This window comes from Glycomyces sp. NPDC048151 (genome assembly GCF_043202775.1).
Taxonomy (GTDB): Bacteria; Actinomycetota; Actinomycetes; order Mycobacteriales; family Micromonosporaceae; genus Glycomyces.
This window is the reverse complement of the sequence record NZ_JBIDBB010000001.1, coordinates 359,791-371,413: the sequence shown is the minus strand read 5'-3', so window position 1 is coordinate 371,413 and position 11,623 is coordinate 359,791. Positions and strand designations below refer to the sequence as shown.

Here is an 11,623-nt window from a genome sequence, read left to right as displayed (position 1 = left end):
AACGCAGCGGAGTCGCGCAGCAGCGGAAATACACGCGACCCTCGCCGCCGGTTGTCGGACCCCGCCGCGACAATGGAGGACATGCTCGCCGCCGACACCGCACAGGCACTGCCCGACCCCGCCGAGGTCAGCGACCGGCTGCTCCCCTGGTTCGACGCGCAGGGCCGCACCGAACTGCCCTGGCGCAGGCCCGGCACCACCGCGTGGGGCGTCCTCGTCTCCGAGGTCATGAGCCAGCAGACCCAGGTCGCCCGCGCCGCCCCCGTGTGGGAGGCCTGGATGGCGCGCTGGCCGACCCCGGCCGACCTCGCGGCCGCGCCGACCGCCGACGTCCTGCGCGAATGGGGCCGCATGGGCTACCCGCGCCGGGCCCTGCGCCTCCAGGAGTGCGCGCGGATCGTCGCGACCGAGCACGGCGGCACCGTCCCCGCCGACCCGGCCGAGCTGGAGCGGCTGCCGGGCATCGGCGTCTACACCGCGGCGGCGGTCGCGGTGTTCCACTACGGGCGCAGGCACGCCGTGGTCGACACGAACGTGCGCCGCGTCGTCGCCCGCCTCGGCGGGCAGAGCGACGCCGGGACGGCGACCACGAAGGCCGACCTGGCCGCCGCCGAGTCGCTGCTGCCCGAGGACGCGCCGACGGCCGCGCGGGTCTCGATCGCGCTCATGGAACTCGGGGCGCTGGTGTGCAAGGCGCGCGAGGCCGCGTGCGGCGCTTGCCCGGTGAGCGACGTGTGCGGGTTCTCCGGCCAGGAGGTCCCGGCCGGGCCGAGCCGCAAGCGCCAGAAGTACAAGGGGACCAACCGGCACGTGCGCGGCGAGGTGATGGCGCTGCTGCGGGACGCCGAGGAACCTGTCGAGCGGGAACGGGTCGACGCCGTCTGGCCGGACCGGAGGATGCTCGACGAGGCCGTCGCGCAGCTCATCGCCGAAGGCCTCATCGGCACCGACGAATCGGGACGATTCGAACTCCCGAGTCGGTGACAAACCGAGCGGTCTGGGGTAGCGTCGAAATCGAGAGAACTTCACGATGCTCGGTCGGCGCCGATTCTCAGATCGGCGGCCCTGGGTCGAACCTCACTCGTCACCAAGTGAGGCGCCGGAAGGACCAACGGGTCCACTCACCGCCGGTGCCAGGGCCGAATCGCCTACCGCAGGGCCGCCCCCGAGCGGCCGGCCAGGAACACGACGACGCGGCTCGCGCCATGAACCGTCGCGTCGACCGCGGACCGGACGCACGAAAAGCGGGCCATGCGGGAGCGGACGCCTTGAGCGACGGACGCGACCGGGCAACGGCAATGCCGTCTCGGTACCGCGCGCTCAGACCGGGGCGGCATTGCTACGTGCCTTAAGACAATTCTCCTTCACGTTCGACCCGATGTCGTACCCGTGTGAGACGGTGTGTCTTTTCACTGGTAGTGGTGAAGGTGGGAACGGGCGGGTACCCGGGGCCTCCCGTATGACCACTCTGACCTGCGAAAACGCACCTAAGCCGCTTCCGGTTCCCGCACCACCGGCGCCTCCGCCCGCTTCGCCCAGCGCACCAGCCACCACACGATGAGCACCGCGGGCAGGCCCTTGAGCATGATCCCGGCGAGCACGCCGAGCACGCCCAGTCCGAGGCCGTCGCGCAGCAGCGGCGAGTTCCACAGCGCGTGCAGCGCGATCACCCCTGCCAGCGCCCCCGCCGCGACCCACACCGACCGCATCGTCCGCCGTGTCGCCGCGTAGGCGATCCCGGCCCCCGCGATCGCCGTGAACACGGCGTGGCTCCACAGCCCCGCGAGCACGCCGCGCACGATGAACACCGCGATCACCGGCTCGACCACGTCCCCGGCCCGGTTCACCACGGTGCTCGACATCGCGAACGCGTACCCCTCCACGATCTGGAACCCCACGCCGCAGAACGCGCCCAGCACGATCCCGTCGAGCACGCCGTGGAGGCGCCCCCACGCGATCGCGACCACCAGGACCACGCCCGCGGCCTTCACGACCTCCTCCACCAGCGGCGCGGCGAGCACCGGCGACCACCGTTCGGCCCACGCGGGGCCGTTCGCGGTCGCCAGCAGGCCGTGGAGGGCGCGCGAGCCGAACAGGGACGTCATGACCGCGACGGTGGCGCCCCAGACCAGGCCGATCGCGAGCGCGGCGGCCGGGAGGGCGAGCCGGTCGGCGACGCGGCCGCGCAGCCACCAGAACGGGACCGCGAAGAGCGAGAACAGGACCAGGGCGGTCGTCCCGGCGCGCGGGTAGGCGAGGGCGACCGGGAGGGTGTTGTACAGGAGCAGGATGCCGGAGGCGCCGATGAGCAGCACGGCCGTCCACTGGACCGGGGAGGCCGGGTCGATCCGCATGTCAGGCGGTCCCGAAGGACAGCTGGCCGATGAGTGCGTCGATTCTGTCCACAGTGGCCGAGTCTAGCGACGTGCCGGTGGCGGTGACCTCGGCGCGGATCGTGTCGTGGACGAAAGCGCACGCGAAGCCCGCGCCGGTCTCGGTGACGAAGCTGCGCCCGGCGCCCTCGACGCCGTCGGCGGCGCAGTCGCGGGGTTCGGTGAGCTGCACGCCGGGCTGGACTTCGAGGAGGCGCGACATCTCGTCGGCCAGGTACTCGGCGTCGAAGTCGTAGGGCGAGGCGACGGCGATGTCCACTTCGGCCTCGCCGACGAGGAATTCGACGCGGCCGGAGCCGGGCTGGTAGTAGCCGGGGCGCATGCGGGTCTCGTCGGGCGCGGTGAGGGTGACGCCGGAGAGGGTGAAGGTCTCGCCGCCCACGTCGACATGGGGGGACACGGCCTTGTTCAGGAGGGGCACGGCGAGCGAGAACGTGAGGACCACCGCGGCGACGGCGGTGGCGATGGCGAGGCTCTTCGTGCGAGTCACCGTTCAAGCGTGGCACGAGTGTCGCGGCGGCGCATCGGGAATGCCCGCGTATGGACGGTTACCAGGCGGTTCGCGCAGGGCGTACGGGAGGCCCCGGGTACCCGCCCGTTCCCACCTTCACCACTACCAGTGAAAAGGACACCGTCTCATACGGGTACGACATGCCCTGGAGGGTGAGGAGGGTTCGCGATCGCTGCGAGGAGGCGGGCCCTGAGGGAGGGCCCGCGTCCTCGATCGTCGGAATCCGCGGCGCCGACGTCCGCGGCTTCGATGGGGCGGTGCTGGCGGCCGGAAGGGTGGTCCGGCCTGGGTTCCTTGCGCCGTGCGGGCACGGCCTTGCTGTTCCAGGTGGCGGCGCCCGGTCGGTGGCGCCTCCGCTGCTTTCCTACTCGGCGGCGACGCGCTGAGCGGGGATGTCACCGTTGATCAAGGCGCGGATCTCGGACTCGCGGTAGCGGCGGTGGCCGCCGAGGGTGCGGATCGCAGAGATCTTGCCGGCCTTGGCCCAGCGGGTGACGGTCTTGGGGTCGACGCGGAACATCGCGGCGACCTCGGACGGGGTGAGCAGGGCCTCGGATTCCACCGGAAGGTTCAGCTCTGTCGTCATCGTTCTTCTCCTCCACAGACGGGCTGCGAATCACCGGCGCCGAGCCTTGATTCGTTCCTTCTGCAATCGTCCGGCCTGTCGTAGATGTCCGACATAGGCCGAACGGCCGATTTTGCTTGGACTTTCCGCTCGCGTCGCTCATCCGAGTGATCACTCCACATGCGAACGTGCTGGCAGCGGGCTCGTCGTGCTGCGGCGTCCGAGGTCAGTTCAGTCGTTCCGCGAGACGACGATCACGCCACCGGTCGACAAGGCGCGCATAGCACTCCTGCGCCTCCTCGGGCTCGGACGCGCCGAGGTGGTCGAGGGCCTGCCAGGTGAGGTCGACCGAGTCCTCGGCCCGCAGCTCATCGGCGTCCATGCGCGTGGCGAGCCCGCCGTAGTCGAGCTCGACGACCGAGTCGCGGTGGAAGCCGTCGAGCCAGTCGCCGGTCTCGGCGAGGGCCTCGGCCAGTTCGGCGCCCTCGCCGAACTCGGAGCGCACCAGGTTGCGGGCGACGACGAGTCCCGTGCGGGCCTTGGTGATCGGGGTGCGGTAGCGCAGCTGGGCGACGCCGCGCTGGATCACGAGCTCGCGGTCCTCGGGCCGGACGGCCGCGAACCAGCGCAGCGGCACCGACCAGGACGCGACGTGCTCGTGGGCGTCGGCGGGGGCGTCGTGGCGGTCGACGCCGTCGTCGAGGGCGACGACCTCGGCCGCGGAGGACAGGAACTCGGGCGGGAACAGCGCCTCGGCGACGGCCTCGGGGGTCAGGCGGCGTACTTCGAGCGCGGAGGCGGCGACGCGGTAGCGGAGGTTCCAGGGGCACACGAGCGGGTCGGCCTCGCGGCCGCGGTCGATGACGTACGCGTCGCGGGGGAAGGACGGCACGCCGCGCCAGGGCCACCCGATCCGCTCGTACAGCGCCTCGCGGCGCAGCCGCGGCCCTTCGAGCGGGTCGACCGCGCGCCCGGCCGCGGCGTACGCACGCCAGTAGCCGGCGTCGGCGAACGCCCCCGCCGGCTCGTAGACGCGCAGATAGGACGCGTTCGGTGCGTACACGAGGCAGATACTTCCATATTGACGTCCTCCGCACCGAGACCGGTGCGGGTTCCCGACTCCCCCGTCTGCGGCGCCTCACGGTGCAGCAGCGGGTCCACGGGTGGGTTCTCGCCTCCTTCCCGGCTTGGATTGCCGGGTCTTGCGGGCATCGCCGCACCTGGCAGACGCCAGGCCCGGTCTCCCGGAGGTCACCTCCGGTCCCGTCCCTCAACGAGCGTTTCGACTCTCCGGTTTCACGCCACGATCGGCGCTACTTCGTCCCTCGGCGAGCTTCTTGCAGGCGGTTTCCCGCCGTTCGTTCATGAGCCGGCGACCCTCCCGGCGGATGTTGACCTCCGCGTTCCGGTCCCGGTCGTGTGCGACTCCGCAGGGGCACGACCAGGTTCTGAGCCCGAGGTCCCGCCGCCCTTTCGGACCGGTGACCGCCCCGCAGCTCGAACACAGCTGCGTTGAGGGGAACCACCGGCCGATCCGCACGAAATCGCGACCGTACCGGCCGCACTTCGACTCCAGCATCCGCAGGAACGCGCCCCACGACGCGTCCTGCACCGACTTCGCGGCCCGACCGCGGGCAAGTCCCAGCACAGCGAGGTCCTCGACTACGACCGCTTGGTTGTCGCGGACGATGCGAGTGCTCAACTGCTCCAGGAAATCCTTGCGCTGATCGGCGATCCGCTCATGCCGGCGTGCGACCTTGACCCGCTGCGCCTCCCAGCGTTTCGAGCCCCGCCTTGCGCGGGAGAGTCCGCGCTGCAACCGGACCAGCTTCGCCTGGCCCTTCGCGTAAGACTTCGGGTGCGCTACCGCTCTCCCATCGCGCAGTACGGCGAAGTCCTTCAACCCCAAGTCGATGGCCGTCTCCCGAGACACCGGCGGCAGCGTGTCGCCATCTTCGACCGTGAAGCAGAAAGATACGAAGAACTTCCCCGAGGGCTTGCGGACGACCGTCACCGAGCTCGGGTCTGCCCGGAGCCGGATCGGCATGCCCGCAGGATCCTTCAGTGACCAGCGCACGCGCAGGTCGCCGATCTTCGCCAGGTACAGGCGACCGTTGTCGCGCAGCACGAACCCGTGCCGCGCGAACCGCGCGGCCTGCCGCCCGTGCTTGGACTTGAACCGCGGTGCCCCGACCTTCGGGCCCCGGCGCCTGCCGGATAGGGAGGCGAAGTAGTTGCCGCGCGCCTGCCGCAGATCGTTGAGCGACTGCTGCAGGGCCACGTTCGACACCTCGGACAGGAACGCCCGCTCCGGCGTGCGCTTTGCCAGCGTCGTCACCTGCTTGACCACGTCACCGAAGTGAGGCGCCGCCTGCCCTGAGCGGTAGGCGGCCAGGAAGACGTTGAGCGCGTCGTTCCAGACAAGGCGCGCGCACCCGAACGTCTTCGCGAGCATGACGCGCTGCGGCCCGGTCGGGTACACCCGGAACTCCGCCCGCCGCGTCTCGCTCATGCCGACACGCTAGCCCGAGGGTCCGACATACCGCCCAGGACGACACCCGCCGCCCCGCGGTGAAGGACAGGACTCGGAGCCGGAAAATCAGGTCATATGCTGGGGGCGTAGGCATACCCGCGCTACAACGAGAGTGTCGGCCGAGACCCGGCCGCCCCCTGGGGGGAGCCCGCAGCGACGGCGGCGCAGGGCACCCCCGCGAAACGAACTGGAGAGCAAGCCATGAGCATCTTCGACGGCAGCGGCCACGAGCAGGTCGTGTTCTGCCACGACCCCGATTCGGGGCTGCGCGCGATCATCGCGATCTACTCCACCGCCCTCGGCCCGGCCCTCGGCGGCACCCGCTTCTACCCGTACGCGACCGAGGAGGACGCGCTCAACGACGTCCTGCACCTCTCCGAGGGCATGGCCTACAAGAACGCGATCGCGGGGCTCGACCACGGCGGCGGCAAGGCCGTCATCTGGGGCGACCCGGCCGTGGACAAGAGCGAGGCGCTGCTGCGCGCGTACGGCCGCTTCGTGGAGTCGCTGGGCGGGCGGTACGTGACCGCCTGCGACGTCGGCACGTACGTCGAGGACATGGACCACGTCGCCCGCGAGACCCGCCACGTGAGCGGGCGCAGCCCCGAGGCTGGCGGCGCCGGTGACTCCTCGATCCTCACCGCGTTCGGCGTGTTCCAGGGGATGCGCGCCGCGGCGCAGCACCGCTGGGGCGCGGTGGACCTGGCCGGGCGGACCGTGGGCGTCGCCGGGCTCGGCAAGGTGGGCCGCCACCTCATCCCGCACCTGCTCGAAGCGGGCGCGGAAGTCGTCGCGTGCGACGTGAACCAGGCCGCGATCGACTGGGCGAGGGACAACTTCCCGCAGGTGCGGATCGTCGCCGACGCCGACGAGCTCATCGCCTCCGGCATCCACGTGTACGCCCCGTGCGCCCTCGGCGGCGTCCTCAACGAGCGCTCGCTGAAGACCCTCGACGCCGAGATCGTCTGCGGCGCAGCGAACAACCAGCTCGCCGAGCCGGGCGTCGCGGCCGAGCTCGACCGGGCCGGGATCCTCTACTGCCCCGACTACGTGGTGAACTCCGGCGGCGTCATCCAGGTCGCCGACGAGTACGACGGCGCGTTCGACTTCAAGCGGGCCGAACGGCGCACCGCCGGGATCTTCGCGACCACCTCGCGCATCCTGGAGCGCGCCAAGGGCGAGGGCACTACTCCCGTGGCCGCCGCCGACGCCATCGCCGAGGAGCGGATGGCCGCCGTCGGACGCCTCCAGCGGGTGCGCCTCTTCCGCTGATCGAGCACCGCGCGGCGTCCGCCGTGTCCCCCCGTGCGCGAACGTGCGCGCGGAGGGGCCGCGGCGGTCACCGCGCGTCGCCGCGCCCGTGCGCTGAGCGAGAACGAATCTCACGATTCGGGCGGTTGTTCGTCCCGGTCTGGTGCCCATCGCCGGTAATCTGTGGCATCCAACTCATGGGCCGGGATGCAGTCCTGCGCTCTGAGGCTGTACCGTAGGAGCCACGAAGAGATTGCAAGCATTCCGGGGCACCTAATCGGCTGCCCCGATGATTTCTGTGCGAGGGGGTCGAGCCAACATGGGGCGAGGCCGAGCTAAGGCAAAGCAGACCAAAGTGGCCCGGAAGCTCAAGTACCACACTCCGAACACCGACATCCGAGCGCTGGAGCGCGAACTCGGCGGCGGTCGTCAGGACGAGGTGGACATCGAGACTCCTGAAGAGGAACCGGACCCTTACGCCGCTTATGCCGATCGGTACGACGGAGACGACGAAGAGCTCCGCGAAGATGACTGGCTCCCGCCTAAGAAGCAGTTAGCCGGACGGCTCCCGCGAGCCGACCAGGCGGGCCCTCCCGACCGATACCGCAATCTCCATATCCAGTGAGCGCAGGCGTCCCCAGCGGGCCCTGCGCTACTTCCGAAGGTCCGGCTCCCCCACGAGCCCCGGCCTCAGGAGCTGGAGCAAAGACTTCGGCACCGGCTCCGCGCAATTCGGATGCACACGGGATGCAAAGCCAACGAAGAGGCGGCGCGACCATCTGGTCGCGCCGCCTCTTCGGCTGCGTTCGGGCCGTTACTGCTGGGGCGCCTGCGGCCACGGGTTCTGCTGGGTCGCAGGAGCCTGCGGGGCCTGCGGCTGCTGCACGGCGGGCTGCTGCCCGGTCGGGTAGCCCTGCGGCGCGGCGGGGGCGGCGGGCTGCGCGGCGGCGGCCGAGCCGGGGACCATGACCGCTCCGGCCGCGAACAGGCCGTACGCGGCGACGAGCAGGAACGCGCCGATCCACGCCGACGGGTCGGCGGCGGAGTCGCCGTCGCCCAGCGCCAGGACCGTGAACAGGAGCCTCGCCAGGAAGATCGCGGCGCCGACCACGGCCAGCGACTTCCACAGGTTCCGCAGCTTCTCACCGGTGAACAGGGTCAGCGCGAGCATGACGATGACGGCCACCAGGTTCGACTGGACGCCGCCGCTGATCTCGCCGCTCACGAACGCGGACAGGACCGTGCCCTCGCCGAACTCGCTCGAGCCGCCCGAGCTCGTCCCGGCGATGAGTCCGGCCAGGACCAGCGCGGCGAGGCCGCAGAGGCCGAGGATCGCGGGCATGGAGGGGACGCCGAGCTTGTCGAACAGCGACGGGGCCGGGGGAGCATAGGACGCGTACTGCTGCTGGGCCTGGTACTGCGCCTGCGGCGAGGCATAGGGGGCCTGGGGGTAGGCCTGTTGCTGGGGCTGGCTCTGCGGATAGCCCGCACCTGATTGCTGTTCACTCATGCCCTCATCATGCCTTGGACGGGCAAATGGACGCACACGGGTTGCGGGGGCTCCCGCCTGCGCCGGGACGCCGTCCCCTGTGGCGGCCCGACCCGCTTCGGGCCCTTCCGGTCTCGCCCCGTGAGGGGCCCGGCACGGATTCGCGGCGCCCAACCGCAGCGCCGCACACGCTCGAACCCGTAGGCTGGAGGCATGTCGCAACGTCTCCGTCCCGTTTCGCCTATTTGGGTGGCAGGCCGTCCGCAGCACGGCGAGGAGGAGTTCTTCGTCACCCACCCCTACGACGAGTCCCCTGTGGGCGCCACTTCTTGGGCGACCGCCGGGCAGGTGGAGGCCGCCGTCGCCGCCGCCGCGGGCGCCGCGCGCGAATGCGCGGCCCTGCCCGCGCACGCGAGGGCCGAGGCCTTGGAGCACGTGCGCCGCCGCCTCGACGAGGAGGCGGAGACCTGCGCCGAGCTCATCACCGCCGAGTCGGGCAAGCCGATCGCGTGGGCGCGCGTCGAGGTGAAGCGGGCCGTCTCGACGTTCCGGTGGGCCGCCGAGGAGGCGCGGAGGTTCGCGGGCGAGGTGCAGCGCCTCGACACGGACCCGGCCGCCGAGGGCCGCATGGCGCTCGTGCGGCGGTTCCCGCGCGGGCCGGTGCTGGGCATCGCGCCGTTCAACTTCCCGCTGAACCTGGTGGCGCACAAGGTCGGCCCCGCGATCGCCGCCGGGTGCCCGATCGTCGTCAAGCCCGCCCCGGCGACGCCGCTGTCCGCGCTGCACCTGGGGGCGCTGTTCTCCGAGACCGACCTGCCGCCCGCGATGCTCTCGGTCCTGCCGGTCCCCAACCACCGGGCCGACCAGCTCGTGGACGACCCGCGGCTGCCCGTCGTCTCGTTCACCGGTTCAGGGCCGGTGGGCAAGCAGATCCTGCGGCGCGTCCCCGACAAGCACGTGACGCTCGAACTGGGCGGGAACGCCGCAGTCCTCGTCGCCGCCGACTACCCGAAACGGGACTGGGCGGCCGAGCGGATCGCGATGTTCGGGAACTACCAGGCCGGGCAGTCGTGCATCGCCGTGCAGCGCGTCTTCATCGAGGCGCCCGCCTACGCCGACATGGCCGCCCGCATCACCGAGCAGGTCAAGGCGCTGCCGTCGGGCGACCCGAACGACCCGTCGTGCAAGGTGGGGCCCCTCATCGACGCGAACGCGGCCGCGCGGGTCGAGGCGTGGATCGAGGAGGCCGTCGACGAGGGCGCGAAGGTCCTGTGCGGCGGCGCGCCCCGCGAGGGCTCGCTGATCGAGCCGACGGTGCTCGCGAACGTGCGCCCCGACGCGAAGGTGCTGCGCGAGGAGGTGTTCGGGCCGGTGCTCGTGCTCGCGAGCGTCGACAGCTTCCAGGCCGGGCTCGACGCGGTCAACGACTCCCGGTACGGGCTCCAGGCCGGGGTGTTCACCGAGAGCCTGCCGCAGGCGATGCTCGCCCACCGAACGCTGGAGATGGGAGGCGTCGTCATCGGCGACGTGCCCTCGTTCCGGGCCGACCAGATGCCGTACGGCGGCGTCAAGGGGTCGGGCGTCGGGCGCGAGGGCGTGCGGTGGGCCATGGAGGACTACACGGTCGAACGCGTGCTCGTCCTTCCGGACACTCTTTGAGCCGCCGATTCGGGCGGCCGGGCGGGGGCGGCCCCTCCGGTGCGCGAACGCGGCGGGCGGTGCCGGACCTCGCACCGGTGACGCGGCAGGGCGTTCGGTGACAGGCGTCCGCCCTGAACTGGGACATTCCTTACTCGCCGCCGACCCCGGATCGTCGGGATGTTGACAAGCCCCTATAGCGTGGCCGACATGACTGTCCCTCCGAATTACGGTCCCCCGCCGGAGCAGCCGCAGACCCCCGGCTACGGTTACCAGTCGCCCTACGGCGGCGGCCAGAACCCTTACGGCAGCCAGCCGCAGCAGCCCGCATACGGCGGCGCGGGCGGCGGACAGCAGCCGCCCTACGGCGGCGGCGGAGGCCAGCCCCCTTACGGCCAGGACCCCGGGAACCCCTACGGCGGCCCGGTCCTGCCGCCCGAGCCGCCCAAGCGGAACCTCGGGCTCATCGGCGGCATCGTCGTCGGCGCCACCGTCCTCGTGCTCGGCGCCGTCCTGCTCGTCACGATGAACATCAAGGGCAACGAGGACGACAAGTCCGCCGAGGGCGGCGAGGACACCTCCGAGTCGGCGTCCGAGAACGACAACACGCCCGAAGAGGACGCGACCACGCCCGCCGAGGAGTCCGGCTCCGAGGCCGGGCAGTGCCTCGCGTACGAGTACGACGTCCAGGGCAGCGGCTTCCCGCTCGTCGACTGCTCCGACCCGACCGCGTTCTGGGAGATCACCGCCCAGTCCTACGACGTCACCGACATCGCCGTCGACGACGAGGGCTACATCGTCGACACCGCGCCGGTCTACGAGCTGTGCGGCGAGGGCTGGGGCGCCAACCAGCTCGGCCAGGCCTGGACCCACTGGGACTACGTGTACTCCTCGGGCACCCTCGACTCGCTCTACTGCCTCGAAGCGGTCGGCAACCCCGACCCGGCCGAGCCCGGGCACCTGCCGGTCATGCCCGACGTGGGCGACTGCTTCGACGACAGCGACCGCTGGTGGAGCGTCGACTGCGGCTCCGACCTGGCGCTCTACAAGGTCGTCGACACGATCATGCTGCCCGAGCCGGTCAAGGACATGTCCGAGGAGGACGCCGACGCCGAGGGCACCAACTGCGGCACCGACTGGTACTGGAAGATGACCGACGGCGAGAACCGGACCTACGGCATCCTCTGCGGCGACGACGTCTAGAAGCGCGAACGAGAACCCGGGACGGTGCGATGCACCGTCC

Annotated in this window: 10 protein-coding genes and 1 pseudogene; 5 read left to right on the top strand and 6 right to left on the bottom strand. The window is 71.4% G+C overall.

The annotated features are described in order from the left end of the window. Window positions 1-81 precede the first annotated feature (81 nt). On the top strand, window positions 82-984 hold the full coding sequence (locus tag ACGGCP_RS01800; protein WP_392959635.1) for an A/G-specific adenine glycosylase: 903 nt from the start codon (window positions 82-84) through the stop codon (window positions 982-984). 503 nt (window positions 985-1,487) lie between these two features. On the opposite strand, the gene ACGGCP_RS01795 is transcribed toward ACGGCP_RS01800, so the two are convergent. The 5 genes from ACGGCP_RS01795 to ACGGCP_RS01775 all read right to left on the bottom strand — a co-directional run bounded on the left by ACGGCP_RS01795 (window position 1,488) and on the right by ACGGCP_RS01775 (window position 5,981). Next, on the bottom strand, window positions 1,488-2,354 hold the full coding sequence (locus ACGGCP_RS01795) for a PrsW family glutamic-type intramembrane protease (RefSeq protein WP_392959632.1): 867 nt from the start codon (window positions 2,352-2,354) through the stop codon (window positions 1,488-1,490). A 1-nt stretch (window position 2,355) separates the two neighbouring features. Continuing rightward, window positions 2,356-2,883 carry a hypothetical protein gene (locus ACGGCP_RS01790; protein WP_392959629.1) on the bottom strand — a complete coding sequence of 176 codons (528 nt, stop codon included), beginning with the start codon at window positions 2,881-2,883 and terminating at the stop codon, window positions 2,356-2,358. Window positions 2,884-3,268: 385 nt separating this feature from the next. After that, the gene (locus ACGGCP_RS01785; protein WP_205328228.1) at window positions 3,269-3,490 is read right to left on the bottom strand and encodes a BldC family transcriptional regulator; all 222 of its coding nucleotides are present in this window, start codon (window positions 3,488-3,490) and stop codon (window positions 3,269-3,271) included. Between the two features lie 205 nt (window positions 3,491-3,695). Beyond that, window positions 3,696-4,532 (bottom strand): hypothetical protein, encoded by an 837-nt coding sequence (locus ACGGCP_RS01780; RefSeq protein ID WP_392959626.1) that lies wholly within the window; start codon window positions 4,530-4,532, stop codon window positions 3,696-3,698. Window positions 4,533-4,739: 207 nt separating this feature from the next. Next, the gene (locus ACGGCP_RS01775; protein ID WP_392959623.1) at window positions 4,740-5,981 is read right to left on the bottom strand and encodes an RNA-guided endonuclease InsQ/TnpB family protein; all 1,242 of its coding nucleotides are present in this window, start codon (window positions 5,979-5,981) and stop codon (window positions 4,740-4,742) included. A gap of 222 nt (window positions 5,982-6,203) precedes the next feature. Between ACGGCP_RS01775 and ACGGCP_RS01770 the strand changes: the two genes are divergently transcribed. Together ACGGCP_RS01770 and ACGGCP_RS01765 are read left to right on the top strand one after the other, a co-directional pair. Beyond that, window positions 6,204-7,274, top strand: a complete 1,071-nt coding sequence (locus tag ACGGCP_RS01770; protein ID WP_392959621.1) for a Glu/Leu/Phe/Val dehydrogenase dimerization domain-containing protein — start codon at window positions 6,204-6,206, stop codon at window positions 7,272-7,274. Window positions 7,275-7,572: 298 nt separating this feature from the next. Beyond that, window positions 7,573-7,785, top strand: a pseudogene (locus tag ACGGCP_RS01765) (DUF3073 domain-containing protein); the annotation flags it as partial. A gap of 282 nt (window positions 7,786-8,067) precedes the next feature. Here the strand turns inward: ACGGCP_RS01765 and ACGGCP_RS01760 are convergent. After that, window positions 8,068-8,763, bottom strand: coding sequence for a hypothetical protein (locus tag ACGGCP_RS01760; protein ID WP_392959618.1), 696 nt, complete (start codon window positions 8,761-8,763; stop codon window positions 8,068-8,070). A gap of 192 nt (window positions 8,764-8,955) precedes the next feature. Between ACGGCP_RS01760 and ACGGCP_RS01755 the strand changes: the two genes are divergently transcribed. Further along, on the top strand, window positions 8,956-10,401 hold the full coding sequence (locus ACGGCP_RS01755; RefSeq protein WP_392959615.1) for an aldehyde dehydrogenase family protein: 1,446 nt from the start codon (window positions 8,956-8,958) through the stop codon (window positions 10,399-10,401). Window positions 10,402-10,590: 189 nt separating this feature from the next. Next, the gene (locus ACGGCP_RS01750) at window positions 10,591-11,583 is read left to right on the top strand and encodes a hypothetical protein (RefSeq protein ID WP_392959613.1); all 993 of its coding nucleotides are present in this window, start codon (window positions 10,591-10,593) and stop codon (window positions 11,581-11,583) included. The last annotated feature ends 40 nt before the right edge of the window (window positions 11,584-11,623 follow it).